We start from the raw sequence: 26,359 nt of genomic DNA on the forward strand, positions 1-26,359 counted from the left end.
CCATGGCGAACGTCAAGGCGAGCGCGGCCGTCTCGCACGTCGGCCGGATCCGCTCGAACAACCAGGACTCCGGCTACGCCGGGCGGCGCCTCTTCCTCGTCGCCGACGGCATGGGCGGGCACGCCGGCGGCGACATCGCGAGCGCCATCGCGACGCGCCGCATCGCCGAGGCAGACGCCGACTACGGCACCGGGCCCGAGGCCGCCGCCGCCCTGGAGGGCGCGCTCGTCGCCGCGAACCGCCAGCTCGCCGAGACGGTCGCCGAGCACTCCGAGCTCACCGGCATGGGCACCACGGTCAGCTCGCTGCTGATGCAGGACGACCGGGTCGTCATCGCCCACATCGGCGACTCCCGCATCTACCTGCTGCGGTCCGGCGAGCTCAGCCAGATCACGACCGACCACACGTTCGTGCAGCGCCTCGTCGACGCCGGCCGCATCACGGCCGAGGAGGCCATGGTGCACCCCCGTCGCTCGGTGCTCATGCGCGTGCTCGGCGACGTCGAGAGCTCGCCCGAGATCGACTCGATGGTGCTCGACACGCGCCCGGGCGACCGATGGATGCTCTGCTCCGACGGCCTCTCGGGCGTCGTGTCGTTCGACGAGATCCAGGAGGTGCTCTCCGCCGACGCCGGCGCGAAGCAGGTCGCCGACCGGCTCGTGAAGGCCTCGCTGGACGGCGGTGCCCCCGACAACGTCACGGTGGTGGTCATCGACGTGGGGGAACCACCGGCCCCCGAGACGCCTGCCCTCGTCGTCGGGTCGGCGGCGGCCCCGCTCGCGTTCGGCGCGGCGGCCGAGCCGGTGCGCGGTCGCGGCATCCGCCTGCCCACCCTGCGACCCCACCCGGTGCAGGAGACGCACTTCGAGCCCGACTCGGAGGACTACTTCGACGAGCTGATCGAGGAGGACGCCCGTCGCCGGCGTCGGCGCCGCTGGATGTGGGGCTTCTGGATCGTGCTGCTCGTCGCGGCGATCGTGACGACGTTCGTGCTCGGCTACCAGTGGACGCAGACGCGCTACTACGTCGGCGAGTACAACGGCCGGGTGGCCATCTACCAGGGCATCCAGCAGGACCTCGGCCCGATCTCGCTGCACGAGCTGCACACCGAGACCACCATCGACGTGGCCGACCTGCGCACCTACGACCAGCAGCGCGTGGAGCAGACCATCAGCGCGAGCTCGTTCTCGGAGGCCTACCGCATCGTGCAGCGACTGGAGGACTCCGTTGACTGACGTTCCCGGCGGTCGAGCAGCCCCCGGCGAAGCCGGGGGCGTATCGAGACCCACCTCCCCGCCCACGGCTTCGGTGCGTCGCATCCGACTGCCGCAGAAGCTGCGGAACATGGAGCTCTGGCTCCTCATCGTCGCGTGCATCATCAACTCGGCCGCGATCGTGCTCGTGCAGCTCGGCGCGATGGGCCGCATCGACACGCAGCTCGTGCTCCTCGGCGCCGGCCTCTCGGCGCTGGTGTTCGGCCTGCACATCGCGATGCGGTTCGTGGCTCGCGACGCCGATCCGTTCCTGCTGCCGATCGCCACCGTGCTCAACGGACTCGGCATCGCGATGATCTACCGGATCGACATCGCCGACGGCGAGAGCGGATGGGAGAGCGCCTCGGTGCGCCAGATCGTGTGGAGCGCGATCGCGATCGTCGCCGCCATCGCGACGATCCTGCTGATCCGAAACCACCGCGTCCTGTTCCGCTACACGTACCTCTCGGGCCTCATCGCCATCGTGCTGCTCCTGCTGCCCCTCGTACCGGGCATCGGCCGCGAGGTGAGCGGCGCGCGGGTGTGGATCGGCGTGGGCGACTTCGCCACCTTCCAGCCCGGTGAGATCGCGAAGATCGCACTGGCGGTGTTCTTCGCCGGCTACCTCGTGCGCAACCGGGACTCGCTGTCGATGGTCGGCACGAAGTTCCTCGGCATGCAGTTCCCGCGCGCCCGCGACCTCGGTCCGCTGCTCGTGGTGTGGGCGCTGTCGATGGCCGTCATCGTGTTCCAGCGCGACCTCGGCACGGCCCTCCTCTACTTCGGGCTGTTCCTCGTCATGCTGTACGTCGCCACCAGCCGCATCTCCTGGGTCGTGCTCGGACTCACGCTGTTCATCGGCGGCGCGCTCGTGGCGAGCCAGACCCTCGACTACGTCAGCAACCGCTTCGCGAACTGGCTCGACCCGTTCAGCCCCGAGCGCTTCGACCAGGAGTTCGGCGGCAGCTACCAGCTCGTGCAGGGGCTCTTCGGCCTCGCCAACGGCGGGCTCATCGGCACCGGATGGGGCCAGGGCCGGCCCGACATCACGCCCGTCCCGCAGAGCGACTACATCATCGCGAGCCTCGGCGAGGAGCTCGGCCTCGCGGGCATCTTCGCGATCCTCGCGCTCTACGTGCTGCTCGTGGCCCGCGGCTTCCGCATCGGCTTCGCCGGGCAGGACGACTTCGGCAAGCTGCTCGGCGTCGGCCTCGCATTCGTCATCGCGCTGCAGGTCTTCATCGTCGTCGGCGGGGTCACCCGCGTCATCCCGCTGACCGGACTGACCACGCCGTTCCTGGCCGCGGGTGGTTCATCGCTCGTGGCGAACTGGATCATCGTCGCGCTGCTGCTCAGGCTGTCCGACACCGTGCGCAACCATCCGAGGCTGGTGATCGACGGATGAACCGCGAACTCAAGCGCGTCACGATCGTCGTACTGCTCATGTTCCTCACGCTGTTCGTCTCGTCGACGATCATCCAGTACGCGCAGGCGGACACGCTCGCCGCCGACCCCCGCAATTCGCGAACGCTCTACGAGAGCTACTCCGTGGAGCGCGGCCCGATCCTCGTCGGCGGCGATCCGATCGCGTACTCCCAGCCGTCCGACGACGTCTACCGGTTCCAGCGCGTCTACGCGAACGGGCCGCTCTACGCTCCCGTGACCGGGTACATCCCCGTCAACGGCGAGGCGACCGGCCTGGAGCGTTCGCTCAACTCCTACCTCAGCGGGCAGAGCTCGAGCCAGTTCTTCGACTCGCTCAACCGCATCATCTCCGGGCAGGACCCGATGGGCGCGTCCGTCGAGGTCGCCATCGACCCGGTTGCGCAGCAGGCGGCGTGGGACGCGCTCGGCGACTACACGGGCGCGGTCATCCTCACCGAACCGTCCACCGGACGCATCCTCGCCATGGTGACGAAGCCGACGTACGACCCCAACGCACTCGCGGTGCACGACAGCGAGCAGGTGCAGGCGACGTACGACGGCCTGCTCGCCGACCCGAGCGACCCGCTGTTCAACCGCGCGACGGGCGGCGACATGAACCCGCCCGGATCGACGTTCAAGCTCGTGGTCACCGCGGCGGCCCTCGAGTCGGGGCGCTACACGCCCGAGTCGACGTTCCCGAACCCGGCGACCCTCACGTTGCCCGGCACCGACGCCGTGGTGCGGAACTCGGGCGGCGGCACCTGCGGCCCCGGCGCCGAGGTCACGCTGGCCGACGCGCTCCGCCTCTCGTGCAACATCCCGATGGCGGAGCTCGGCATGGAGCTCGGCGACGCCGCGATCCGCGACCAGGCCGAGAAGTTCGGCTTCAACTCCGAGTTCGACATCCCGACCCTCACCGAGGTGAGCACCTACCCGCGCGTGCTCGACGAGCCGCAGACCGCCCTGACCGCGTTCGGGCAGGGCGACGTGCGGGCGACGCCGATGCAGATGGCGATGGTCTCCGCGGCGATCGCCAACGGCGGCATCGTGATGAACCCCAACCTCGTCGACGCCATCACGGCCCCCGACTTCACCCCGCTGCAGGAGTTCGAGCCCTCGGAATTCGGCCGTGCGATCAGCGAGGAGACGGCGAACACCATGGTGCAGATGATGGTGAACGGCGTCGAGAACGGGGCCGCGAGTAATGCAAGAATAGACGGCGTCAGCGTGGCCGGTAAGACCGGTACAGCGGAGAACGGAGAGAGTGACCCCTACACTCTCTGGTTCACAGGTTTTGCCCCCGCCGACAACCCTCAGTATGCGATCACGGTACTCGTGGAGGATGGCGGGGGACTTGGTCAGGAGGGGTACGGCAATCTCATCGCCGCACCCGTCGCAAAGCAGGTACTAGAGGCGGTGCTGAACAAATGAGACCGAGCGCAGGGCTCACCTTCGGAGGGCGCTACGAACTGCAGTCCCGGATCGCCATCGGCGGCATGGGCGAGGTGTGGCAGGCCACCGACCTCGTCATCGGGCGTCAGGTCGCGATCAAGATCCTGAAGGACGAGTACCTCGGCGACCCCGGCTTCCTCGAGCGGTTCCGCGCCGAGGCCCGTCACGCTGCGCTCGTCAACCACGAGGGCATCGCCAACGTCTTCGACTACGGCGAGGAGGAGGGCAGCGCCTACCTCGTGATGGAGCTCGTCCCCGGCGAGGCGCTCTCGACGATCCTCGAGCGAGAGCACGTGCTCTCCACCGACAAGGTGCTCGACATCGTCGCCCAGACCGCCGCCGCGCTCCAGGCCGCCCACGCGGCCGGCCTCGTGCACCGCGACATCAAGCCGGGCAACCTGCTCATCACGCCCGACGGGCGCGTGAAGATCACCGACTTCGGCATCGCGCGCATCGCCGACCAGGTGCCGCTCACCGCGACGGGCCAGGTCATGGGCACGGTCCAGTACCTCTCGCCCGAGCAGGCGTCGGGGCACCCCGCGTCGCCCACGACCGACATCTACTCCCTCGGCATCGTCGCGTACGAGGCCCTCGCCGGACGCCGTCCGTTCACTGGCGAGTCGCAGGTCGCCATCGCCATGGCGCAGATCAACGAGACGCCGCCCGACCTGCCGGTCACGGTGTCCGAGCCGGTGCGCAACCTCGTCTACGCGTGCATCGCGAAGAACCCGGCCGACCGTCCGCAGTCGGCAGCGCACCTCGCACGTGCCGCGCAGGCGCTGCGCCGGGGCGACGTGCAGGGCGCGGCCGCAGCGGTGCCCGCGGTGCTCGGCGCCGCCGGCGCGACCGCCGCGACCATGCTCATGCCGGCCGCCGCTGGTGCCACGGCGGCCACGACCGTGCTGCCCTCGGCGGGCGCGGGCGCGGCCGGCATCAGCGACGAGCAGGTGGTCGAAGAGGAGACTGCGCCCAAGAAACGCAGCCCCTGGACCTGGCCGCTCATCGTGCTCATCGCGATCCTCGCGATCGTGCTCATCGGCACGCTCATCGCCCTCGCGCTCAACCAGGGCAACGACAAGCCGCCGGCGTCGACGACCGGGAGGCCCACGTCCACGAGCGCCCCGCCGACGACGCAGACCCCGCCGCCCACCACCGAGGCGCCGCAGACGATCCAGATCGACCGCAACGCCTTCATCGGCATGAACGTCGACGAGGCGGCCGCGCAGATCGAGGCGCTCGGCCTGCCCGTGGTCCGTGAGGCCGGCGGCGCGGCGACCGAGCCCGGACTCGCCAACACGGTGTCCGAGGTGAACCCCAGCGGTCCGGTGCAGCCCGGCACGACGATCACGCTCACGTACCTCACCGACCCCGTGGCACCCAGCGCGCCCACGTCGCCGCCCACCACGAACACGAACCCGGTCAAGGCGAACGTCGGCCAGATCACGGTCAACTGGACAGCCCAGAGCTGCCCCGCTGGCCAGACCCTGAGCGGCTACGAGGTCGCGGTGACGGGCGACGCGTCGGTTCCGAACAACCCCGTGTTCGGACCGGGAACGACGAGCGCCCAGGTCAACGTGAACAACACCCCCGGTGGTTCGTTCGACGTCACGTTCCGCTACTTCTGCGGCCAGCTCGACTCGCCCTTCTCGCCTGCCCTCACGGTGGACATCGAGAACTGACTGAGACGATCAGGACGACGAAGGACGGAGCTGCAGGGTGACCGATGAGGGACGAGTGCTCGCGGGGCGGTATCGCGTGGGCGCGCTCATCGGTCGCGGCGGCATGTCCGACGTCCACGTCGGCTCCGACACGCGGCTCGGCCGAAAGGTCGCGATCAAGCTCCTGAAGCCGCAGCTCGCGACCGACCCGGCGTTCCGCATGCGGTTCCGGCAGGAGGCGCAGTCCGCGGCGCGCATGGCGCATCCCACGATCGTCCGCGTCTTCGACGCCGGCGAGGAGACCGTCGTCGACTCCGCCGGGCACGAAGTGCAACTGCCGTTCATCGTGATGGAGTTCGTCGAAGGTCGCCTGCTCAAGGACATCATCCACGACGGCCCGCTCGAGCCGGTCGCCGCCGTGCGCGTGATCGACGGCGTGCTCACCGCACTGGAGTACTCCCACCGGGCGGGGGTCGTGCACCGCGACATCAAGCCCGGCAACATCATGATCACCACCACCGGCCAGGTGAAGGTGATGGACTTCGGCATCGCCCGCGCGGTGTCCGACTCGTCGACGACAGTTGCGCAGACCACCGCGATCCTCGGCACGGCGTCGTACTTCTCCCCCGAGCAGGCCAAGGGCGAGACCGTCGACGCGCGCACCGACCTCTATTCGACCGGCGTCGTGCTGTTCGAGATGCTCACCGGCCGGCCGCCGTTCCGCGGCGACACCCCGGTCGCGGTCGCGTACCAGCACGTCAGCGAGCGCCCCGTGAAGCCGAGCATCATCAACCCCAAGGTCTCCCCCGCACTCGACGCCGTGGTGCTGCACGCCCTCACGAAGAACCGCGACGAGCGGTACCAGACCGCTGCCGAGTTCCGGGCCGACGTCGACACCGCGGCATCCGGTCGCGTGCCCGTGCACCGCCAGCCCGACGAGGCCACGCTGCTGTTCGGCGCGCCCACGAGCTCGCTGTCCAGCTCGGAGCTCGCGCTGCGCCAGCTCACGGAAGACGAGACGATGTCGCGCACGCAGCGGCGTCCTCCGGCCATCTGGATCTGGTCGGGCATCATCGGCGTCGTCGTCATCGTCATCGCGGTCATGTACTGGGCGTTCAACCTGCAGCCCACCGACGACCTGCCGTCGAACGCGCGCGAGATCCCGGCGCTGGCCGGCGTCACCTACGAGGACGCGGTCTCCCAGCTCCAGGAGCTCGGGCTGCCCGCCACCCGCATCGACGAGACGAACGACACCGTGGCCGCCGGCGCGGTGATCCGCACCGATCCGCCCGAGGGTGAGATCGTCGACAACGGCACCGCGGTCACCGTGTACGTCTCCTCCGGTCGAGAACCCGTGACCGTGCCCGACGTGCGCAACAAGACGCTCGAACAGGCGAAGGCCGACGTGCAGGCGGCCGGGCTCGTGCCCGGCACCGAGACGAGGGAGAACTCGCCCACGGTGCCCGCCGACACCATCATGGGCACGACGCCAGAGGCCGGGTCCTCGGTCGAGGCCGGATCCTCGGTCGACTTCCGCATCTCGAGCGGACTGGTGACGCTCACCGACCTGACGGGCCAGACGCTGGCGGCGGCGTCCTCGTACCTGTCGGCCGAGAACCTGCAGCTCACTCCGCTGCCGAAGCCCGACGGATCGTGCAAGTCGCAGCCCGGCTCCCCGGTCACGCAGCAGTCACTGCCGCCGGGCGACGTGCCCCAGCGTTCCGAGGTCGAGCTGACCTATTGCGCGGGCTGACCCTCAGTCCGCCCGCACCAGCGGATTCAGGTGCAGGGCCTTCTCGCGCGCCTCGGGCAGCCCGGCGACGGCGAGCCAGTTGCCGAGCATCCGGTAGCCGCCCTCGGTGAGCACGGACTCGGGGTGGAACTGCACGCCGTAGATCGGCGCCGACTCGTGGCGCAGCCCCATGATGACGCCGCCCTGGGTGCGACTCGTCACGACGAGCTCCGAGGGCACGGTGCCGTCGACCACGGCGAGCGAGTGATACCGCGTCGCCGTGAACGGCTGCGGCACGCCGTCGTAGAAGTCGCTGTCGTCGTGCGTGATCCGCGACGTCTTGCCGTGCATGAGCTCCTCGGCGTTCGTGACGGTGGCGCCGAACGCCTCGGCGATCGCCTGGTGCCCGAGGCACACGCCGAGCAACGGCTGCCCCGACGCGAGCGCCGCCTCGACGACGGGGATCGAGACGCCGGCATCGCCGGGCTTGCCGGGTCCGGGCGAGATGAGCACGGCGTCGTACTCCGCGATGCGCGCGGGCACGTCGGCGACCTCGATGTCGTCGTTGCGGATCACCTCCGTCTCGGCGCCGAGCTCCTGGAGGTAGCCGTTGAGCGTGTAGACGAAGCTGTCGTAGTTGTCGATGACGAGAACGCGGGTCATGAGTCCACCGTGACTTCGATCGGGTTGATGATGCCGTCCACCCAGGGGAACACCCAGGTGAAGAGGGCGAAGACCACCGCTGCGAGGAGCAGCAGGAGCAGGATGATCCGAACCCAGGCCGGGCCGGGCAGGATCCGCCACAGAGCAGCGTACATGTCAGGCCTCCCAGGTCGCGACGACGTCGGCGATCTCGGCGGGCGGACCGGTCGCCGTCGGCTGCCACGACTCGAGCACGCCGTAGGCCACGATGCGCTCCGCCGTCGAGTACAGCGGGTTGCAGCTCGTCAGCGTGACGAGGCGGTCGGCGGCCTGGAGGTCGGGATGGTGGGGCACGGGCGCCAGCACCTCGACGGTCTCGGGCCTGACGTACTCGAGGTCGCGGAAGCGGTACGTGTACCAGCCGTCGCGCGTCTGGATGTAGATGGCGTCGCCGAGCTGCAACTGCTCGATCTCGTGCATCCCGCCGCCGTAGGCGCTGCGGTGCGAGGCGATCGCGAAGTTGCCGACCTCGCCCGGCATCTGCGTGCCGGGATAGTGGCCGACTCCGAGCTCGGTGCTGTTCAGGACGTCGAGTCCGGTTCCCTCTGCGATGTTCCGTTGCGAGTCCGCCCCGAAGCGGGGCACGTACATGACGGCGAACGCCTCGCCGTTCGCGTGGTCCGCCGTGTCGACGACGGGTTCGCCGTAGTCGGCCGGCGCGGGCGGCTCGGCGTCGCCACGGGCGGCCCGGCCCTCCTCGAGCCACCGGGTGCTGAGATCGGATGCCGCGGTCGACTGCTGCCCCGCCATGATCGCGTCGTTCCACCACAGCTGCCAGCCGAGGAACAACAGCACGAGCACGCCCGCGGTGAGGAGCAGCTCCCCGATCACGCCGACGACGCCGGTGCGACGACGCCTGCGATCGGGCCCTGGAGCGCCCGGCGCAGCACCGGATTCGGGCTGCGCAACGGACATGGGAGCGATTCTATTCCCGCCTGGGAGCCCCTCGGCTGGGAGTACGCATCCGGCTCGGATAGAATCGCCCGCATGGCACGTACGAAATCATCGAAGCCCGCGCGCGCGGAGCAGGCGAGCGGCGACGAGGCGCCGAACCCGGTCTGGTTCAAGCCCGTGATGTTCGGCTTCATGCTGCTCGGACTCGCCTGGATCATCGTCTTCTACGTGAGCCAGGGCCGGCTGCCCATCGCCGACCTCGGCTCCTGGAACATCCTCATCGGCTTCGGCATCGCCTTCGTCGGCTTCCTGATGACGACGCGCTGGCGCTAGCCGGCTTCCACACGACCCGAGCGGGCGGATGCTGCAGCATCCGCCCCTTTCGTGCGCCCACGGATGCCGCGACGCCCGAGTTCTCCACATGTTGTCCACAGGGGGGATACCCATGCGGATACCCCGTGTCCCCTGAACTGGCCACAATTACACGCGTGTAACTCTCCCCACCTGTGGACGGGGATGTGGATAACCCTCAGACGATCGGAAAGTAGAAGTACCGCAGGCTCAGCACGAGCAACAGCACGACGAGGCCGACCAGCAATCCGACCTGCAATCCCAGCTGCGAGCGCTTGCGTGTCTCGGTGAAGATGAGCCCCACGAGCGCTCCGCCGACGAGGCCGCCGAGATGCGCCTGCCAGGCGATGTTGAAGCCGGGCACGAATCCGATCACCAGGTTGACGCCGAGCAGGATGAACAACTGCGTGGCATTTCCGCCCAGTCGCCGCTGGATGACGAGGAACGCGCCCATCAGGCCGAAGATGGCACCGGATGCCCCGACGACGCCGGTGCGCGGATCGCCCAGCCAGAGCACGCCGACCGAACCCGCCAGCCCCGAGATCAGGTAGAGGGTGAGGAATCGCCACCGGCCGAGCAGTCCCTCGAGCAGTTGCCCGAAGATCCACAGCGTGTACATGTTGAGCAGCACGTGGAAGATCAGGCCGGTCGAGTGCACGAACACCGACGTGAGCATGCGCCACGGCTCGAAGTTGCCGGGGATCGAGTAGACGCCGGCGTAGAGCAGGCGGTCGGTGACCGCGAGCCCGGGGATGAGCTGCAGCAGGAAGACCGCCAGCGTGATGCCGATGAGCGCATACGTCACCACCGGTGCGCCCCGCCCGGCAGCCGAGCGGGCGCGTGTGAGCACCGCGGGCTTCGTCCGCGGTGCCGACGCGCGCTGCTCGCGCATGCACTCGGGGCAGATGACGCCGACGGGCGCCTGCGTCTGGCATTCGGGGCAGATCGTTCGCCCGCACCGCTGGCACAGGATGTAGCTCGGCCGATCGGGATGCCGGTAGCAGACGTCGGGCCGATCGGCGGCGCCACCGTCGCCAGCAGGCACTGTGGTCACCTGGGCGTCAGGCCTCTTCGATCGTGATGCTCTCGATGACGACGTCCTCGAGCGGCTTGTCGCGGCCGTCGGTCGGCACCGAGGCCAGCTTCTCGACGACGGACTGGCTCGCGGCATCCGTCACCTTGCCGAAGATGGTGTGCTTGCCCTGCAGCCAGGTGGTCGGGCCGACGGTGATGAAGAACTGCGAGCCGTTCGTGCCGCCGCCGGTCATGCGGTCGCGGCCGGCGTTGGCCATCGCGAGCACGTAGGGCTCGGTGAAGTCGAGCTCGGGGCTGATCTCGTCGTCGAACTGGTAGCCCGGGCCGCCGACGCCCTGGCCGAGCGGGTCGCCGCCCTGGATCATGAAGCCCGGGATGATGCGGTGGAAGATGACGCCGTCGTACAGCGGGTCGTTCGACTTCGCGCCGGTGCCGGGGTGGGTCCACTCGATCTCGCCGGTCGCGAGGCCGACGAAGTTCTTCACGGTCTTCGGGGCCTGGTGGCCGTAGAGGTCGACCTTGATGGGGCCGTGGTTCGTGTTGATCGTCGCGACTGCGGTGGGATTCGCCATGGCCATTATTCTGTCACGCGCGGATTCGTCAACCGGCATGGATGATTGCGACTCCCACCCCGTTTCCAGCGGTTTCGGTGGCAAGATGGAGTGGTTCGCTGCATATCGATGGAGGTCGAGATGAGCCTGTCACGCAAGCGCCGCAAGGAACTCAAGCGACTGCGCAGCAATGCGGAAGAACTCTGGGGGAACCAGCAGCAGGTGCTCGCGCACGCCAACTCGGTCGCACGGGAGGCCAGCCGCCAGCTCGGCCACGTCACCCGTGAAGAGGTCGTTCCGCGCATGCGCTCGGGCTACGAGAGTTACGTCCGGCCCGGCATGGACTCCGCGCGCGACTACGCCCGCTCCGCGGGCGACGCCGCGCAGTTGGGCCTGGGCAACGCACTCGGGTCGCTGCTCGCGATCGGCGACATCGCCAACGACGCGCGCGTGCGCCGCGCCGTCGCGCGCGTCTCGCCGCGCGCGGCCGCGGTGGTCCAGCAGAAGAAGGGCCCGGGCGTCGGCACGTACCTCGCGATCGGGGCCGGCATCGTCGCCGCCGTCGGCGTGGCCTACGCCGTCTGGCAGACGTTCCGTGCCGACGACGAGCTCTGGGTCGCCGACGACGAGCCCGGCACACCGGCCGGCGGCACGCCGGCCGCCTGAACCAGGTCTTCCACGAAGGGCCCGTCCTGATCCGATCAGGACGGGCCCTTCGTCGTCCTGGAGGGCGCCGAGCTCAGGGCCGGCACTGATTTTCGAGCCGATTCCGACGAATCTGGGAAATCGCCTTGCGTTCCACTTGAGAATCCCGCTAGTGTCAACTCTCGGTCCTGGCAACACGAATCCGGAGAGGAGTTGATACCCGATGATGCACATCATTTCGTTCACGGAGCCGCACACGGGAGTCCTCCTCGCGTACCCGGCCTGCTAGCCCGCACCGACACCCGGCGCCTCGGCGCCTGACCGTCACCGCGTTCACTCGAGCGCAGCCCACTCGGGCGTGACCAGCGGCATCCCTGCAGCATCCGTCGACCCGATCGCAACGATCACCTCGACCCTCGGATGCCACGCCGGACAGCAGCCCGGAGCCGCCAGGCTTCCCGCCTCACCGGCGCGCCCTCGCGCGCCCGGAACGTCCTACTGGCGCGCCCTCGCGCCGATCCGTCCGAGGGCACGCCTGCTGCTGTACGCACCACCACGGATCGCATCACCCCCGACCGGCGATCGCCCGGTCGGGAACCCACCACCAGAAGGAATGATCGTGAACACGACATCACTCACCGCCGGTTCGGCTCAGCAGAGCCAAGCCACCGCCATCCGTGCCCAGGCACGCCAGCTGCGCGAGCGACTGGCCCGCCGCGCCGGCCTCGCGCTGCTCGCGTGGAGCCGTCGCCAGGAGGAGGGTCGGACCACCGACGCCGTGACCCTGCGCCGCCAGACCGAGCAGGACGCCACCCGCGCGCGCGACGAGCAGTACCGTCGCCTCGCGCTCGGCGGTGCCGGCCTCATCTGATCATGGGCACCGTACACACCGAGCCCCCGCGGAACCATCCGCACCTCGGGACGCCATCCCGCCCGGCGGGGATGCGATCCGCGGGGGTCTCGGCAACGCACGACGGCGACGTCGAGAGGGCATCGGCCGCCGTGGCCGCTGCGCTGTCGTCGTCGTCGTCGTCGCGTTCGCCGAGGCCGAGCCAAGGCCAGAGCTGGCGCTGGACGTTCAGGTCGCTGCGGGCGGGAATCCGTCCGCCGGCTCCTGGGCGTTCAGCCGCAGCGCGATGTCGAGGAGGCTCACCCGCTTGAGTCCGGCCACCTCGTCGAGCGGGAACCACCGCGCCTCGTCGCTCGACCCGTCGACCTCGTTGCGCAGTTCACCGCCGGTCACCGTCGCGCGGTAGACCACTCGCATGGCGTAGAGGGGCACATCGCCCGAGTGGCGCTTCTCGGTGGGCACGACCATCGTGTCGATGCCGAGCAGACGGTCGACGGATGCCTCGTAGCCCGTCTCCTCGAAGATCTCGCGCCGCGCAGCAGCGACCGGATGCTCCGAGCCCTCGATCCCACCGCCCGGCAGCGTCCATCCGGACCGGCCGTGCTCGTTCCAGTGCGAGAGCAGGATCTGCCCGTCGCGGATGATCACGCCATACGCTGCGATGCGGATGTCCATCCGGCCACTGTACGACAGGGTGATCGGAACACCCGGTCGTCGAGGAGCGCCCGACGGATTCGGCCACCGGTCGTCGAGTAGCGCCCGACGCAGTCGGACGCGTATCGAGACGCGCCTCACCCCGCCCAGACCACCCACCCGCCGTGCGGCAGGATCGGGATCGCCGCGACGAGGTACTGCTCCACCCCGTCGACATCGGTGAGCACGCCGAACGTCGCGTCGCTGAGCCGCAGCACGCCGCGATCGTCGGGTCCGCTCAGCGGAAGCCGCGTCTGCGCCCACAGTTCGAGCATGCCCGCCTTGTCGAGGACGATGCATTCGACCCCGGGGCCCGGCGCGCTGTGGAACCCGTCCAGGCCGGCGAAGTTCCCGTCCTCGTCGAGGAAGTCGTCGGTGAAGCTGCGCACGACGCCGTCGCGCAGCACCTCCGCGGCCGGCCCGTTGACCCGGTCGATGATGTCGGGCATGTCGAGCAGGAGTTGATCGCGGGGCGGATTCGGTGCCGTGTTGACCAGGCAGAGCGCATACGACGACGGTTGGTAGAGCGCCGGTGCGGCCGGCGACCAGAACCCGGACTCGACGTCGTCGGGCTGCCCCAGGACGGCGGCGAAGTTGACGGTTCCCGTGCGCACGAGCTGCAGGCCGAACGGGCTCAGGCGACGCTGGATGACCCCGAAGGAGACGCTGCCCTCGGACGTGAGGAGCCGCCCGTTGTCGTGCCGCAGCACGACGCGCCCATCCCCGTACACGTAGATCCACCCGACGCGCAGCCGGCTCCACGCTGCGACGATGTTCGCGTCGTCGGTGACGCCCGGCTCAGCCGACTGCTCGGCTGCGGCGGCCGGCGTGGCTGGTGGGGCGCCGGATGCCCCGACGATGGCCAGTGAGGCCACGAACGTGTAGGCGACCACGGCGGCCGTGGCCGCAACGAGGTATCCCGTGCGCCGTCGGCGTGCGGGACGCGAGCACGTGCGGTCGATCCGCGTCGGTCCCCCTCTTCCGACGCCATCCTCGCACTGTTGCCCCCGATCGGCGAGGGTCGCTCGGGCGGGCGGCTGAGGGTTCGGCGGCTGGGGTCGATCGCCGTTCCCGGAAACGACAGCGGCCCGCCTGACGAGGCAGGCGAGCCGATGAACACTGGGTGGAGCCTAGGAGATTCGAACTCCTGACATCCTGCTTGCAAAGCAGGCGCTCTACCAACTGAGCTAAGGCCCCCGAGCGGATGTCGCGGCATCCGCGGGTGTGGAGTTGTGGAGTGGGGATACGAGGACTTGAACCTCGGACCTCTTCGTTATCAGCGAAGCGCTCTAACCGCCTGAGCTATATCCCCGAATTTCGGCCGAAGGAAAGACTACCCGACAGGGCGGGAATCTCCGAATCGACCGGCGATCTCGACGTTGAGATCTCGATACGGCGGCTCGGAAGGGGCCGCCACTCGATCTGATCCCGCTGAACGCTGCGCGTCCAGCGCGGATCAGTTGTTCGTGAAGCCGACCAGCAGGCCGCCCGTGATCTTGACGCTGAGGTTGTACAGCACCGCCACGATCGCACCGAGTGCAGTGGTCACGACCAGGTTGAGCAGCGCCGCGACGACGGCGAAGCCCATGACGTTGCCGAGCGAGAGCACGGCGGTGAGGTCACCGCTCGAGCCGGCGACGTCTTGGACGAGCGAGTTGACCTGCTCGAAGATGCCGGTCGAGCTGAGCACCGTGTGGATCAGGAAGGTGACGACGATGCTGATGACCGCGAAGCACACGGCCACGAGGAAGGACAGCTTCACAGCCGACCAGAAGTCGATGTAGACGAGACGCAGGCGCACCTGCTTGGCCGGGGGCCGGCGGTTCGACTTGCGGGCCAGCTTCTCGGCGACGCTACTCATTGACGGTTACTCCTCTCGCGCGGGCTCGGCCGCTTCGGACTCTGCGGCCTCCTCCACGAGATTCCGTTCGGAATTCCTCGCGATGGCGATGATCCGGTCGTCGTCCGCGAACTTCGCGAACACGACGCCCATCGTGTCCCTGCCCTTGGCGGGAACCTCGGCGACGTCAGAGCGTACCACCTTGCCGCTGGCAAGAACCACAAGGACCTCGTCGCCCCCGGAGGCGATGAGCGCACCGGCGAGGTCGCCGCGATCCTCGCTCAGCTTGGCCACCTTGATGCCGAGTCCGGCGCGCTGCTGCTTGCGGTAGTCCTCGACTCGGGTGCGCTTCGCGTACCCGCCCTCGGTCACGACGAACACGTAGGTGTCGGTCGGGCTGAGCTTCTGGCCGTTGTCGTCGGTGGCTGCGTCGACGGCCTCGAGCTCCGCCTCGTTGCCGTTCGATCCAGGCACGACGGATGCCTCGAGCAGGCTGTCGCCCGACCGGAACGACATGCCCTTCACGCCCGACGTCGACCGGCCCATGGGGCGCAGCGCGTCATCCGTCGCCTCGAATCGGAGGGACATGCCCTTGCGCGACACGAGCAGGATCTCGTCGTGCTCGTCGACGAGCATCGCCGAGACGAGCTCGTCGCCCTCGCGGAGGTTGATCGCGATGATGCCGCGCGAGCGGTTGGTGTCGTAGGCGGTGAGATCGGTCTTCTTCACGAGCCCGTCACGGGTGGCGAGCACGAGGTACGTGGCCACCTCGTAGTCGTGGATGTCGAGGATCTCGGCGATCTGCTCGTCGGGCTGCATCTCGAGCAGGTTGGCGACGTGCTGGCCCTTGGCGTCGCGGCCGCCCTCCTGGATCTCGTACGCCTTGGCGCGGTAGACGCGGCCCATGTTCGTGAAGAAGAGGAGCCAGTGGTGCGTGGTCGTGACGAAGAAGTGCTCGACCACGTCGTCGGCGCGCAGCTGCGCGCCCTTCACGCCCTTGCCGCCGCGATGCTGCGAGCGGTAGTTGTCGCTGCGGGTGCGCTTCACGTAGCCGCCGCGCGTGACGGTGACGACCATCTCCTCCTCGGGGATCAGGTCTTCCACCGACATGTCGCCGTCGAAGCCGGGGAGGATGTGCGTGCGCCGCTCGTCGCCGTACTTCGCGGTGATCTCCGCGAGCTCGTCGGAGATGATGCTTCGCTGGCGGGTCGGGCTCGCGAGGATCGCGTTGTAGTCGGCGATCTTCGCCTCGAGCTCGGTGGCCTCGTCGACGATCTTCTGGCGCTCGAGCGCCGCCAGGCGACGGAGCTGCAGGTCGAGGATCGCGCGGGCCTGCACCTCGTCGACGTCGAGCAGCTCGATGAGGCCGTCGCGGGCCTCCTCGACCGTCGGCGAGCGGCGGATGAGCGCGATGACCTCGTCGAGCGCGTCGAGCGCCTTGAGGTAGCCGCGCAGGATGTGCATCCGCTCCTCGGCCTGGCGGAGGCGGAACTGCGTGCGACGCACGATGACGTCGATCTGGTGGTCGACCCAGTGCGCGATGAAGCCGTCGATCGAGAGGGTGCGCGGCACGCCGTCGACGATCGCGAGCATGTTCGCGCCGAAGTTGTCCTGCAGCTGCGTGTGCTTGTACAGGTTGTTCAGCACGACCTTGGCGACCGCGTCGCGCTTCAGCACGATCACGAGGCGCTGGCCCGTGCGGCCCGACGTCTCGTCGCGGATGTCGGCGATGCCCGCGATCTTGCCGTCCTTCACGAGGTCGGCGATCTTGATCGCGAGGTTGTCGGGGTTGACCTGGTAAGGCAGCTCGGTGACGACGAGGCAGGTGCGGCCCTGGATCTCCTCGACGTTCACGACGGCGCGCATGGTGATCGACCCGCGACCGGTGCGGTAGGCGTCGTTGATGCCCTTGACGCCGAGGATCTGGGCACCTGTCGGGAAGTCGGGGCCCTTGATGCGCTGGATCAGCGCCTCCTGGAGCTCCTCGCGCGAAGCCTCGGGGTGCTCGAGGAACCACTGCGCGCCCGACGCGACCTCGCGGAGGTTGTGCGGCGGGATGTTCGTGGCCATGCCGACCGCGATGCCGACGGACCCGTTGACGAGCAGGTTGGGGAACCGGCTCGGCAGGACGGTCGGCTCCTGCGTGCGGCCGTCGTAGTTGTCCTGGAAGTCGACGGTGTCCTCGTCGATGTCCCGCACCATCTCCATGGCGAGCGGGGCCATCTTCGTCTCGGTGTACCGGTGGGCGGCGGCGCCGTCGTTGCCGGGCGAGCCGAAGTTGCCCTGGCCGAGCGCGAGCGGGTAGCGCAGGCTCCACGGCTGCACGAGGCGCACGAGCGAGTCGTACACCGCGCTGTCGCCGTGCGGGTGGAACTGGCCCATCACGTCGCCGATGATGCGGGTGCACTTCGAGAACGCCCGGTCGGGACGGTATCCGCCGTCGTACATCGTGTAGATGACCCGGCGGTGCACGGGCTTCAGGCCGTCGCGCACGTCGGGCAGCGCGCGGCCGATGATCACGCTCATCGCGTAGTCGAGGTACGACCGCTGCATCTCGAGCTGCAGGTCGACCTGGTCGATCCTGCCGTGGATGCCGAAGCCCTCGTCGTCGCCGCCGGGGTTGATCACGTCAGATGTCAAGGAAACGCACGTCCTTCGCGTTCTTCTGGATGAAGCTGCGGCGGCTCTCGACGTCGTCGCCCATCAGCGTGGAGAAGATCTCGTCGGCGGCGGCCGCATCGTCGACCGTGACCTGCAGCAGCGTGCGGGTCTCGGGGTTCATCGTGGTGTCCCACAGCTCCTGGTGGTTCATCTCGCCGAGGCCCTTGTAGCGCTGGACGCCGTTCTCCTTGGCGATGCGCTTGCCCTCCGCCTGGCCGGCCGTGAGCAGCGCGTCGCGCTCGCGGTCGGAGTAGACGTACTCGTGCTCGGCGTTCGTCCACTTCAGTCGGTAGAGCGGGGGCTGCGCGAGGTAGACGTAGCCCATCTCGATGAGCGGCCGCATGTAGCGGAACAGCAGCGTGAGCAACAGGGTCGTGATGTGCTGGCCGTCGACGTCGGCGTCGGCCATGAGCACGATCTTGTGGTACCTCGCCTTCTCGGAGTTGAAGTCCTCGCCGATGCCCGTGCCGAAGGCCGTGATCATCGCCTGGATCTCGGCGTTGCCGAGCGCGCGGTCGAGACGCGCCTTCTCGACGTTGAGGATCTTGCCGCGCAGCGGCAGGATCGCCTGCGTCTCGGGGTTGCGACCGGTCTTGGCCGAGCCGCCGGCCGAGTCGCCCTCGACGAGGAAGATCTCGGAGATCGTCGGGTCCTTGCTCGTGCAGTCGGAGAGCTTGCCCGGCATGCCGCTCGACTCGAGGAAGCCCTTGCGACGGGTCGCCTCACGCGCCTTGCGCGCCGCGATGCGGGCGGTGGCCGCCTGGATCGCCTTGCGGATGATGTCGCGCGCCTGGTTGGGGTTGCGCTCGAACCAGTCGCCGAGCTGGTCGCCCGTGACCTTCTGCACGAACGACTTGGCCTCGGTGTTGCCGAGCTTCGTCTTCGTCTGGCCCTCGAACTGCGGCTCGGAGAGCTTCACCGAGATGACCGCGGTGAGGCCCTCGCGCACGTCGTCGCCCGAGAGGTTGTCGTCCTTCTCCTTGAGGATGCCCTTCTCGCGGGCGTAGCGGTTGATGAGCGTGGTCAGCGCCGCGCGGAACCCCTCCTCGTGCGTACCGCCCTCGTGCGTGTTGATCGTGTTCGCGTAGGTGTGCACTGACTCCGTGTAGGCGGTCGTCCACTGCATCGCGACCTCGAGTGCGATCTTGCGCTCGGTGTCCTCGGACTCGAACGAGATGATCTCGTCGTTCACGAGGTCGGCCTTCTTCGAGCGGTTGAGGTACTCGACGTAGTCGACGAGGCCGCGCTCGTAGAGGAAGGTGTCGGAACGCGGCTCCGGGGCATCCGCCTCGGTCTCCGCCGTGTCTTCGGGGTCGATCTCGATGTGCCCGACGCGGAGGTCGGTGAGCGTGATGCGCAGGCCCTTGTTGAGGAACGCGTACTGCTGGAAGCGGGTGCGCAGCGTCTCGTAGTCGAACTCGACGGTCTCGAAGATGTCGGGGCTCGGCCAGAAGGTGATCGTCGTGCCGGTGGCGTCGGATGCCTCGTCCTGCGAGAGCGGGGCGTCGGGGACGCCGACCGTGTAGGACTGGCGCCACACGTGGCCCTGTCGCATGACCTCGACCTCGAGGCGCGACGAGAGCGCGTTGACGACGGATGACCCGACGCCGTGCAGTCCGCCGGACACGGCGTAGCCGCCGCCGCCGAACTTGCCGCCGGCGTGCAGCACGGTGAGCACGACCTCGACCGTGGAGCGGCCCTCGGTCTTGTGGACGTCGACGGGGATGCCGCGGCCGTTGTCGATCACTCGGATGGCGCCGTCGGTCAGGATCGTCACGTCAATGTCGTCGGCGAAGCCCGCGAGCGCCTCGTCGACCGAGTTGTCGACGATCTCGTAGACGAGGTGGTGGAGACCCCGTGGCCCGGTCGAACCGATGTACATACCGGGGCGCTTGCGAACCGCTTCGAGGCCCTCGAGAACCTGGATCGCGTCTGCACCGTATTCAGGCGTCTGCTGGGCCTTCGTCGGTTCCGCTGTCATGGGTGGATCGGGCTCCTGACCGTCGTTCTGGCGACTCTCAATCCTATCAAACGGAGGGTCGCCACCGGCCCGGAAGCGCCGATCTGAGGCGATGACTCAGGGGAAGTGACCGAATTTGCCGACTCAGCCGTAGGTATCGCGTGGACCACGCCCTGGAACCGATCTGGGACCCCTTTTCCAGGTGGGGGCATCCGGCCCTTGGAAGCGGATGGTCTCGACCCCCGCACCGGGGTACCGGTCGAGGATGCGCGTGACGAGTTCGGTGCGCATGAGCCGGAGTTGCGTCGCCCACGCCGTCGACTCGCAGCGCACCTGCAGCACGCCGTTGTCGATCGTGATCGCCTCGGAGTGATGCGCTATCTCCTCGCCGACCACCTCGGACCAGGACGCGAGCACCTCGTGCTGCGAGAGCGGCGCGGTCCAGCCGAGCTGCGTGGTGAGCCCGTCGATGGCGTCGGCGAGCGGCTTCGGGTCGCGGCCGGGCGTGAACGGCTCACTCCCCGTGACCTCCCGGGTGCGACTGCGCGCACGGCCGGGGCGGGACCGGGTGTCGCCGAAGATCTCGCGGAAGTGCTGGTACACACGTGCAGCCTCGGACCGCTGCGGGACGTCAGGCATCCGTCGTCGCCTCCTCCACGATGTGGCCGGCGTCGATGTGCACGATCCGCGCGGTGAGCGGCTCAGGCACGTCCTCGAGCACGGCCGCGGTCACGAGGACCTGCTCGAATCCGCCGATCGCGGCCGCCAGGCGCTCCCGGCGGAGCCGGTCGAGCTCGGCGAACACGTCGTCGAGCACGAGCACCGGGTCGCCGGTCGTCGAGTCCCGGCGCAGCAGCTCGGCGGATGCCAGTCGCAGCGCGAGCGCGAACGACCACGACTCCCCGTGGCTCGCGTACCCCTTCGCGGGCAGGCCGTTGAGGAGCAGCACCACGTCGTCGCGGTGGGGCCCGACCAGCGTGATCCCCCGCTCGAGCTCCTTCGGGCGCAGGACCCGGACCGCATCGGCGAAGCGGACGGCCGTGGCGGATGCCTCGTCGCCGGCGATGGCGGCGACGAGATCCGCTGCCGCAGCCGATCTCGGCGCGGCATCCGCTGGGATCTCGGCCTCGGGGTCGGCCCCGTCGATCGAGAGGAGCGGACGCAGCTCGGGTGCGTGATCGGCGTCGACGATCGAGTGATAGGCCTCGGCCAGGGGCGCGGCGAGCTCTCGGATGAGGGCGACGCGCTGGTCGATCAGCTCGGAGCCCAGCTGCACGAGCCGCTCGTCCCAGATGTCGAGCGTCGGGAGCTGCGCCGCGGCGAGTCCCCGGGCCCGGGCGCTCTTGAGGAGCGAGTTGCGCTGCTTCAGCACGCGCTCGTAGTCGGCCATCACGCCGGCGAGGCGTGGGGTGCGCTGCACGAGGAGCTCGTCGAGCATGCGGCGCCGCACCGAGGGCTCGCCACGCACGATCGCCAGGTCCTCGGGTGCGAATAGCACGCTGTGCGCGTAGCGCGGGAGCTCGCGGGTCTTCACCGGGGAGCGGTTGAGCTGCGCGCGGTTCGCGCCCTGCCGATTCAGCTGCAGTTCGATGAGCAGCTCGCGGTCGCCGTGCACGAGGAGGGCGCGCACGATCGCGGCATCCGCCCCGGCCCGGATGAGGGCCTGGTCACCCGAGACGCGGTGCGAGCCGAGGGTCGCGAGGTAGCCGATGGACTCGACGAGGTTCGTCTTGCCCTGCCCGTTGCGCCCGACGAACACGGTCGCACCGGGGCCGAGCGTGAGCTCGGCGCGCTCGTAATTGCGGTAGTCGGTGAGGGAGAGGCGGGCGACGTGCACGCTGGCTCCCTTCGACGGCCGGACGCCTCAACGCTACCCGCGGCGACCGACTCCGGTGGTCGAGTAGCGCCCGACGAAGTCGGACGCGTATCGAGACCCGCAGACGATCTCGATACCCGGCGCCGCTCCGCGACGCGCTACTCGATCAACGAAGCAGCAGGTTCGGCTGCAGCAGGTAGCGATACGTGTCGGCGCCGGCCTGCTCGCGCGAGGTCTGGCTCGTGATGAGCACGGGGCCGGGCTTGTTGGGGTTCTCCGTCTTGGTGAACGAGATGCGCACGAACTCGGAGTGCACGGCGCCGAGGCCGTCGAGCAGGAACTGCGGCTTGAGCGACACGACCGTGTCGTCTCCGGAGAGGATCGCGTCGATCGTCTCGGAGGCCTGCGCCTGCTCGCTGCCGATCGCCTCGAGGGTGAGGCCATCGGCGGTGAAGCTGTAGCGCAGGGCGGCTTCGCGCTCGAGCACCAGCGCCACACGACGGGTCGCCTCGATCAACTCGGCGGTGTTCATGACCGCGTAGTTGTCGACCGTGTCGGGGAAGAGCCGGCGCACGGGCGGGAAGTTGCCCTTGATGAGGAGCGAGGTCACGGTCTTGCGGTCGGCGCTGAAGGCGATGAGCTCGCGGTCGTCGCGGCTGGTGATCGCGACCGAGATGGTGCCCGAGTGCCCGAACGTCTTGCCGACCTCTTGGAGCGTGCGGGCCGGCACGAGCGCGGTGAGCGACTCCTCGGATGCGACGCCCCCGCCGTCCCACTCGATCTCGCGGATGGCGACGCGGTAGCGGTCGGTCGCGACGAGGCTGAGGTTGTTCTCGCGCACCTCCAGCTGGACGCCCGTGATCACCGGGGTGACGTCGTCGCGGGAGGCCGCGACCGCAACCTGTGCGACGGCCGTTGCGAACTCCTCGGCCGGGACGACGCCCGACTCGGTGCCCACCTCGGGGATCGATGGGTATTCCTCGACGGGCATCGAGAGCAGTGTGAAGCTGGCGGAGCCGCACGTGACGGAGATGCGGGACTCCTCGGTCGCGACGTGGACGGGGGCGTTCGGCAGGCGGCCGGCGATCTCGGCGAGGAGGCGGCCGGAGACCAGCACGGTGCCCGACTCCTCGACGTCGGCCTGGATCTCGGTCTGCGACGAGACCTCGTAGTCGAAGGAGGAGAGGACGAGGCCGTCGTCGTTCGCCTGGATCAGCACGCCGGAGAGGATCGGGAGCGTCGTGCGCTGCGGGAGGAGCTTGACGGCGAAGGACACGGCCTCACTGAAGACGTCGCGATTGACCTGGAACTTCACGGTTCTCCCGTCGTCGTGTGCTGGCTGGCTCACCCATGCTATCCGGACTGTTCCGCCCGGTGTCGGGACATTCCGTGTGCGCACGGGCGCTGCCGCAGGGGTGGTGAGCGTGAGGTCGACCACGGGCGCATCGAGTGCGCTCCGATTCGACCCGCGTGGAGGTGAGCGCTGCGGCTCGCTCGCCCCTCCGCGCGACCGAACTGCAGCGACGGAGTGCTCCGCACCCCGAGACCATCCACAGGGGATCGGCGTGGCACTGCGAGCACCGCGCCGCCGAGCTCGACCACTCGATGTTGTGGAGCCCCTGCTTAATCCATATTTCTCTTAACGGTGTTAACCGCTGTGGAAACTGTGGATGGTGTGCTGCGATCCGCGGAACGACGCCGAAGCAGCCCCATCGGAGCTGTGCACAGCGTGTGCGATTCGATCGGAAACCGAGCGGCCGGGGCGATGCGCGGTGCGGCGTATTGCACAGGCTCCCCCGCCGTCTCAACAGGGATTGCGGGCCGTCCCCTTAACAATCCACAACTTTTCCACAGTTGTGGGAATCTCCCGTTCTGGGGGCACGGAGGGCCTCTGAAGGGTCGCGGAAGCCCCGCGACCGAGTGGCACCGGGAGGTGCAGCGCGGAGGCGTGGCATCCGTTCGATGCCGACGCGAGCACCTCTGCTCGACGACGGATCGCGGCATCCGTCAGCGGTAGCGGGCGTTCTGCTTGATGCGGGCGGTCAACTCGGTGACCTGGTTGTAGATCGAGCGGCGCTCTTTCATGAGTTCCGAGATCTTCTTGTTGGCGTACATCACGGTGGTGTGGTCGCGGTTGCCGAAGAGCTGCCCGATCTTCGGCAGTGACAGGTTCGTGAGTTCACGGCACAGGTACATCGCGATCTGCCTGGCGATGGCGACGGCCTGCGAACGGCTCGACCCGTAGAGGTCGTCGACCGTCAGCTTGAAGTAGTCGGCCGTAGCCGTGATGATGTCGACCGGCGCAACGACGTTGTCGGTGTCGTCCGTGATGAGGTCCTTCAGCACGGTCTGCACGAGCGGCATGTCGACGGGTGTGCGGTTGAGGCTCGCGAATGCGGTGACGCGGATGAGGGTGCCCTCGAGCTCCCGGATGTTCGACGACACCTTCGACGCCATGTACTCGAGGATCTCGTCGGGCACCTGGAGGCGCTCGGACTGAGCCTTCTTGCGGAGGATCGCGATGCGGGTCTCGAGGTCGGGCGCCTGCACGTCGGTGATGAGGCCCCACTCGAAGCGGCTGCGCATGCGGTCCTCGAAGCCCGTGAGGTGCTTCGGCGGCACGTCGCTCGTGATCACGACCTGCTTGTTGTGGTCGTGCAGGGTGTTGAAGGTGTGGAAGAACGCCTCCTGCGTCTCCGCCTTGCCCTGCAGGAACTGGATGTCGTCGATGAGCAGGATGTCGATGTTTCGGTAGCGCTGCTGGAAGAGCGAGCCGCGGTTGTTCGCGATCGAGTTGATGAAGTCGTTCGTGAACTCCTCCGAGGAGACGTACCGGACGCGGATGCCGGGATACAGGCTCTGCGCGTAGTGCCCGATCGCGTGCAGGAGGTGCGTCTTGCCCAGGCCGGAGTCGCCGTAGATGAAGAGCGGGTTGTACGCCTTCGCCGGCGCCTCGGCCACTGCGACCGCGGCCGCATGGGCGAAGCGGTTGGACTGGCCGATGACGAAGCTGTCGAACGAGTACTTCGGGTTGAGCCGTGCGTCGCGCGGACGGTCGGGGCTCGTGTTCTCGAACACCGACTGCGGGGATGCCGGGAGCTCGACCGGATTCGGGTAGTCGTCGAACGCCGCGGGCTGCGGCTCGGGCGCCCTGGTCTCCTCGAGCTCGGGGTTCACGACCACGTAGAAGGAGGTCACCGACGACGGGGACTCGATGGCGCTCATCGCCGAGAGGAGGGAGACGCGCATCCGCTGGTTCAGCATGCTCGCCGTGAAGTCGTTCGGGACCTCGAGGTAGAACGTACCGGCGGCGATGCCCTTGGGCTCGACCAGGTTGAGGAACCCCTGCAGCATCGGGGTGATCGCGTCGTCGTCGTTCAGTCGGTCGAGGACGGTGGCCCATGTATCGGAGATGGGCTGCTCTGTCATCGTTCCCCGCAATCCCTCGGTGCCGTCGTGTGCCGCTCATCGATCCCCCGATCGATGGAACGAGCGGCGCGAGGCGAAGTGTTCAAGGTTATCCACCGGCTGTGTGCAGATTGGGTGCGACGCCCGGGATTCCGCGTGCGAGGCTGGGGATAACTGGTCTCACACGCTAGCGAAACTCGCCCCTCGGAACAAATGCCGGAGGAGGGATTCGACGGCCCGCGCGTGTCGATCCACAGGGTATCCCGAGGTATGCGGGATACTCTTCCGTTCGCACCATTCCGGCTCCGGACTTCGCCTGGTTTGACCACGGGTCCCGGAGGCCGTAGTTTTAATAGGTTGACCCCAGCCCTTTCGGGCACCCAGTTTCCCTCCGGAGCATCGCACTCGCTGCGCGGCGCGGAGATTCCGACAGCCGGAGAAGAAGAATGAGCAAGCGTACGTTCCAGCCGAACAACCGTCGCCGGGCCAAGAAGCACGGCTTCCGCCTTCGCATGCGCACCCGCGCGGGCCGCGCCATCCTGTCGGCACGCCGCGCCAAGGGTCGCACCGAACTCTCCGCGTAAGTCCCTCGGTGCTCGCCAAAGCCAATCGCATCACGAGCGCCGACGACTACCGAGCCGTCGTGCGCCGGGGTGCGAAGGTCGCCGGTGCCCACACCGTGAGCTATCTGCGCTCACGGGAGTCGGGCACCGATGCACGCTTCGGCTTCATCGTCTCCAAGAAGGTCGGCACGGCGGTGCGACGCAACCTCCTGCGCCGCAGGCTCAAGGCCGTCTGCCACGAAGCCCTGGGCGATGGCGTCCGGGGCGTCGACGTGGTGGTCCGAGCACTGCCCGGCGCGGCCGAGGTGCAGTGGCCCGAGCTCCGCGAAGAGGTGCTCGATGCGCTCACCCGCCGCTCGGGGCGCTCGGCAGGTCGGTCGGTGAGTGCCGTGGCGTCGGCGTCCGTGTCGGCTTCGGCCGCGAAGGGCGGCTGACATGCGCGACCTGGCCCTCTTCATCCTTCTGATCCCGCGGAACCTCGGCGTCCTGCTGCTTCGCGGGTACCGCGCCGTCATCTCCCCCCTCTACGGCGACGTCTGCCGGTACTACCCCTCGTGCTCCGCCTACGGACTCGGTTCCGTACAGCAGCGCGGACTGGTCGTCGGCTCCGCATTGGCCGCCTGGCGCATCGTCCGATGCAACCCGTGGACGGCCGGCGGCATCGACGAGGTGCGCGCCGCGCGCCATGACCGCTATCGCATCACCCGATTCGGGTGGGTCGTGCCGGCCGGCATGTTCCCGAAGGCCGAAGCGGATGCCGCGGCCGCCCGCCTCGCGCATGAGCTCGAGCACCGAGCCACCGAATCCCCCACCGCCGAGCCGGTGCTCGCGAACTCCTCCCCCAACCTGTCCCGGAAGGACTGACCCGCT

Annotated in this window: 25 protein-coding genes and 2 tRNA genes; 11 read left to right on the plus strand and 16 right to left on the minus strand. The window is 68.7% G+C overall.

Annotation, left to right across the window (positions count from 1 at the left end; all coding sequences use genetic code 11):
• Positions 1-2 precede the first annotated feature (2 nt).
• The 5 genes from ACFVN5_RS01730 (at position 3) to pknB (ending at position 7,541) form a co-directional block, all read left to right on the plus strand.
• Positions 3-1,235, plus strand: coding sequence for a PP2C family protein-serine/threonine phosphatase (locus ACFVN5_RS01730; RefSeq protein ID WP_376952913.1), 1,233 nt, complete (start codon positions 3-5; stop codon positions 1,233-1,235).
• A 73-nt stretch (positions 1,236-1,308) separates the two neighbouring features.
• Positions 1,309-2,658 carry an FtsW/RodA/SpoVE family cell cycle protein gene (locus ACFVN5_RS01735; protein WP_376952914.1) on the plus strand — a complete coding sequence of 450 codons (1,350 nt, stop codon included), beginning with the start codon at positions 1,309-1,311 and terminating at the stop codon, positions 2,656-2,658.
• Positions 2,655-4,109 (plus strand): peptidoglycan D,D-transpeptidase FtsI family protein, encoded by a 1,455-nt coding sequence (locus tag ACFVN5_RS01740; RefSeq protein ID WP_376952915.1) that lies wholly within the window; start codon positions 2,655-2,657, stop codon positions 4,107-4,109. The genes ACFVN5_RS01735 and ACFVN5_RS01740 overlap by 4 nt, the downstream gene beginning before the upstream one ends.
• On the plus strand, positions 4,106-5,809 hold the full coding sequence (locus tag ACFVN5_RS01745; protein WP_376952916.1) for a protein kinase: 1,704 nt from the start codon (positions 4,106-4,108) through the stop codon (positions 5,807-5,809). The genes ACFVN5_RS01740 and ACFVN5_RS01745 overlap by 4 nt, the downstream gene beginning before the upstream one ends.
• 37 nt (positions 5,810-5,846) lie before the next feature.
• A complete protein-coding gene (pknB, locus tag ACFVN5_RS01750) occupies positions 5,847-7,541 on the plus strand; it encodes a Stk1 family PASTA domain-containing Ser/Thr kinase (RefSeq protein WP_376952917.1) in 1,695 nt (564 codons plus the stop codon).
• Positions 7,542-7,544: 3 nt separating this feature from the next.
• Here the strand turns inward: pknB and ACFVN5_RS01755 are convergent, their stop codons facing one another.
• The 3 genes from ACFVN5_RS01755 to ACFVN5_RS01765 are packed head-to-tail and all read right to left on the minus strand — an operon-like array spanning position 7,545 to position 9,137.
• Positions 7,545-8,183, minus strand: a complete 639-nt coding sequence (locus tag ACFVN5_RS01755; RefSeq protein ID WP_376952918.1) for an anthranilate synthase component II — start codon at positions 8,181-8,183, stop codon at positions 7,545-7,547.
• Positions 8,180-8,338, minus strand: a complete 159-nt coding sequence (locus ACFVN5_RS01760; protein WP_376952919.1) for a hypothetical protein — start codon at positions 8,336-8,338, stop codon at positions 8,180-8,182. Before ACFVN5_RS01760 ends, ACFVN5_RS01755 begins: the two co-directional genes overlap by 4 nt.
• Position 8,339: 1 nt before the next feature.
• A complete protein-coding gene (locus ACFVN5_RS01765; RefSeq protein ID WP_376952920.1) occupies positions 8,340-9,137 on the minus strand; it encodes a class E sortase in 798 nt (265 codons plus the stop codon).
• A gap of 72 nt (positions 9,138-9,209) precedes the next feature.
• Here ACFVN5_RS01765 and ACFVN5_RS01770 point away from each other — a divergent pair, with 72 nt between their 5' ends.
• On the plus strand, positions 9,210-9,449 hold the full coding sequence (locus ACFVN5_RS01770; RefSeq protein WP_376952921.1) for a cell division protein CrgA: 240 nt from the start codon (positions 9,210-9,212) through the stop codon (positions 9,447-9,449).
• Positions 9,450-9,645: 196 nt separating this feature from the next.
• On the opposite strand, the gene ACFVN5_RS01775 is transcribed toward ACFVN5_RS01770, so the two are convergent.
• Both ACFVN5_RS01775 and ACFVN5_RS01780 read right to left on the minus strand, forming a co-directional pair.
• The gene (locus ACFVN5_RS01775; protein WP_376952922.1) at positions 9,646-10,512 is read right to left on the minus strand and encodes a rhomboid family intramembrane serine protease; all 867 of its coding nucleotides are present in this window, start codon (positions 10,510-10,512) and stop codon (positions 9,646-9,648) included.
• A gap of 16 nt (positions 10,513-10,528) precedes the next feature.
• Complete coding sequence (locus ACFVN5_RS01780) at positions 10,529-11,074, minus strand: peptidylprolyl isomerase (RefSeq protein ID WP_376952923.1); 546 nt, start codon at positions 11,072-11,074, stop codon at positions 10,529-10,531.
• A gap of 120 nt (positions 11,075-11,194) precedes the next feature.
• On the opposite strand from ACFVN5_RS01780, the gene ACFVN5_RS01785 reads away from it, so the two are divergent.
• Together ACFVN5_RS01785 and ACFVN5_RS01790 are read left to right on the plus strand one after the other, a co-directional pair.
• On the plus strand, positions 11,195-11,719 hold the full coding sequence (locus tag ACFVN5_RS01785; protein WP_376952924.1) for a hypothetical protein: 525 nt from the start codon (positions 11,195-11,197) through the stop codon (positions 11,717-11,719).
• Positions 11,720-12,317: 598 nt separating this feature from the next.
• A complete protein-coding gene (locus ACFVN5_RS01790) occupies positions 12,318-12,569 on the plus strand; it encodes a hypothetical protein (RefSeq protein WP_376952925.1) in 252 nt (83 codons plus the stop codon).
• Positions 12,570-12,776: 207 nt separating this feature from the next.
• Here the strand turns inward: ACFVN5_RS01790 and ACFVN5_RS01795 are convergent, their stop codons facing one another.
• The 11 genes from ACFVN5_RS01795 to dnaA form a co-directional block, all read right to left on the minus strand.
• On the minus strand, positions 12,777-13,223 hold the full coding sequence (locus tag ACFVN5_RS01795; protein ID WP_376952926.1) for an NUDIX hydrolase: 447 nt from the start codon (positions 13,221-13,223) through the stop codon (positions 12,777-12,779).
• A gap of 116 nt (positions 13,224-13,339) precedes the next feature.
• The gene (locus ACFVN5_RS01800) at positions 13,340-14,134 is read right to left on the minus strand and encodes a hypothetical protein (RefSeq protein WP_376952927.1); all 795 of its coding nucleotides are present in this window, start codon (positions 14,132-14,134) and stop codon (positions 13,340-13,342) included.
• 231 nt (positions 14,135-14,365) lie between these two features.
• Positions 14,366-14,438, minus strand: a tRNA-Ala gene (locus tag ACFVN5_RS01805).
• A 41-nt stretch (positions 14,439-14,479) separates the two neighbouring features.
• Positions 14,480-14,553, minus strand: a tRNA-Ile gene (locus ACFVN5_RS01810).
• 144 nt (positions 14,554-14,697) lie between these two features.
• Positions 14,698-15,102 carry a DUF3566 domain-containing protein gene (locus ACFVN5_RS01815; RefSeq protein ID WP_148733021.1) on the minus strand — a complete coding sequence of 135 codons (405 nt, stop codon included), beginning with the start codon at positions 15,100-15,102 and terminating at the stop codon, positions 14,698-14,700.
• Positions 15,103-15,108: 6 nt separating this feature from the next.
• Entirely contained in the window at positions 15,109-17,634 is a 2,526-nt protein-coding gene (gyrA, locus tag ACFVN5_RS01820; protein ID WP_376954285.1) for a DNA gyrase subunit A, read from the minus strand.
• Positions 17,635-17,710: 76 nt separating this feature from the next.
• On the minus strand, positions 17,711-19,723 hold the full coding sequence (gyrB, locus tag ACFVN5_RS01825) for a DNA topoisomerase (ATP-hydrolyzing) subunit B (RefSeq protein ID WP_376952928.1): 2,013 nt from the start codon (positions 19,721-19,723) through the stop codon (positions 17,711-17,713).
• A gap of 123 nt (positions 19,724-19,846) precedes the next feature.
• A complete protein-coding gene (locus ACFVN5_RS01830; protein ID WP_376952929.1) occupies positions 19,847-20,341 on the minus strand; it encodes a DUF721 domain-containing protein in 495 nt (164 codons plus the stop codon).
• Complete coding sequence (recF, locus tag ACFVN5_RS01835) at positions 20,334-21,539, minus strand: DNA replication/repair protein RecF (protein ID WP_376952930.1); 1,206 nt, start codon at positions 21,537-21,539, stop codon at positions 20,334-20,336. Before recF ends, ACFVN5_RS01830 begins: the two co-directional genes overlap by 8 nt.
• A 145-nt stretch (positions 21,540-21,684) precedes the next feature.
• Positions 21,685-22,833 (minus strand): DNA polymerase III subunit beta, encoded by a 1,149-nt coding sequence (dnaN, locus tag ACFVN5_RS01840; protein ID WP_376954286.1) that lies wholly within the window; start codon positions 22,831-22,833, stop codon positions 21,685-21,687.
• Positions 22,834-23,525: 692 nt separating this feature from the next.
• A complete protein-coding gene (dnaA, locus tag ACFVN5_RS01845; RefSeq protein WP_376952931.1) occupies positions 23,526-24,947 on the minus strand; it encodes a chromosomal replication initiator protein DnaA in 1,422 nt (473 codons plus the stop codon).
• Positions 24,948-25,372: 425 nt separating this feature from the next.
• Between dnaA and rpmH the strand changes: the two genes are divergently transcribed.
• The 3 genes from rpmH to yidD are packed head-to-tail and all read left to right on the plus strand — an operon-like array spanning position 25,373 to position 26,353.
• Positions 25,373-25,510, plus strand: coding sequence for a 50S ribosomal protein L34 (gene rpmH / locus ACFVN5_RS01850; RefSeq protein ID WP_022889115.1), 138 nt, complete (start codon positions 25,373-25,375; stop codon positions 25,508-25,510).
• 8 nt (positions 25,511-25,518) lie between these two features.
• Positions 25,519-25,923: a ribonuclease P protein component gene (gene rnpA, locus ACFVN5_RS01855; RefSeq protein ID WP_376952932.1), complete on the plus strand. Its 405-nt coding sequence runs from the start codon at positions 25,519-25,521 to the stop codon at positions 25,921-25,923.
• 1 nt (position 25,924) lies between these two features.
• Positions 25,925-26,353, plus strand: coding sequence for a membrane protein insertion efficiency factor YidD (yidD, locus tag ACFVN5_RS01860; protein WP_376952933.1), 429 nt, complete (start codon positions 25,925-25,927; stop codon positions 26,351-26,353).
• The last annotated feature ends 6 nt before the right edge of the window (positions 26,354-26,359 follow it).

Source organism: Agromyces sp. NPDC057865 (genome assembly GCF_042796995.1).
Taxonomy (GTDB): Bacteria; Actinomycetota; Actinomycetes; order Actinomycetales; family Microbacteriaceae; genus Agromyces.

What these genes read in the sequence shown, in the direction of transcription:
- gyrA (WP_376954285.1), bottom strand. Translation starts at nt 17,634, where the DNA reads ATGCAGCGGTCGTACCTCGACTACGCGATGAGCGTGATCATCGGCCGC.
- ACFVN5_RS01795 (WP_376952926.1), bottom strand. Translation starts at nt 13,223, where the DNA reads ATGGACATCCGCATCGCAGCGTATGGCGTGATCATCCGCGACGGGCAG.
- ACFVN5_RS01755 (WP_376952918.1), bottom strand. Translation starts at nt 8,183, where the DNA reads ATGACCCGCGTTCTCGTCATCGACAACTACGACAGCTTCGTCTACACG.
- ACFVN5_RS01730 (WP_376952913.1), top strand. Translation starts at nt 3, where the DNA reads ATGGCGAACGTCAAGGCGAGCGCGGCCGTCTCGCACGTCGGCCGGATC.
- ACFVN5_RS01760 (WP_376952919.1), bottom strand. Translation starts at nt 8,338, where the DNA reads ATGTACGCTGCTCTGTGGCGGATCCTGCCCGGCCCGGCCTGGGTTCGG.
- ACFVN5_RS01830 (WP_376952929.1), bottom strand. Translation starts at nt 20,341, where the DNA reads ATGCCTGACGTCCCGCAGCGGTCCGAGGCTGCACGTGTGTACCAGCAC.
- ACFVN5_RS01815 (WP_148733021.1), bottom strand. Translation starts at nt 15,102, where the DNA reads ATGAGTAGCGTCGCCGAGAAGCTGGCCCGCAAGTCGAACCGCCGGCCC.
- ACFVN5_RS01740 (WP_376952915.1), top strand. Translation starts at nt 2,655, where the DNA reads ATGAACCGCGAACTCAAGCGCGTCACGATCGTCGTACTGCTCATGTTC.
- gyrB (WP_376952928.1), bottom strand. Translation starts at nt 19,723, where the DNA reads ATGACAGCGGAACCGACGAAGGCCCAGCAGACGCCTGAATACGGTGCA.
- ACFVN5_RS01765 (WP_376952920.1), bottom strand. Translation starts at nt 9,137, where the DNA reads ATGTCCGTTGCGCAGCCCGAATCCGGTGCTGCGCCGGGCGCTCCAGGG.
- ACFVN5_RS01785 (WP_376952924.1), top strand. Translation starts at nt 11,195, where the DNA reads ATGAGCCTGTCACGCAAGCGCCGCAAGGAACTCAAGCGACTGCGCAGC.
- ACFVN5_RS01770 (WP_376952921.1), top strand. Translation starts at nt 9,210, where the DNA reads ATGGCACGTACGAAATCATCGAAGCCCGCGCGCGCGGAGCAGGCGAGC.
- rpmH (WP_022889115.1), top strand. Translation starts at nt 25,373, where the DNA reads ATGAGCAAGCGTACGTTCCAGCCGAACAACCGTCGCCGGGCCAAGAAG.
- ACFVN5_RS01780 (WP_376952923.1), bottom strand. Translation starts at nt 11,074, where the DNA reads ATGGCGAATCCCACCGCAGTCGCGACGATCAACACGAACCACGGCCCC.
- dnaA (WP_376952931.1), bottom strand. Translation starts at nt 24,947, where the DNA reads ATGACAGAGCAGCCCATCTCCGATACATGGGCCACCGTCCTCGACCGA.
- yidD (WP_376952933.1), top strand. Translation starts at nt 25,925, where the DNA reads ATGCGCGACCTGGCCCTCTTCATCCTTCTGATCCCGCGGAACCTCGGC.
- ACFVN5_RS01745 (WP_376952916.1), top strand. Translation starts at nt 4,106, where the DNA reads ATGAGACCGAGCGCAGGGCTCACCTTCGGAGGGCGCTACGAACTGCAG.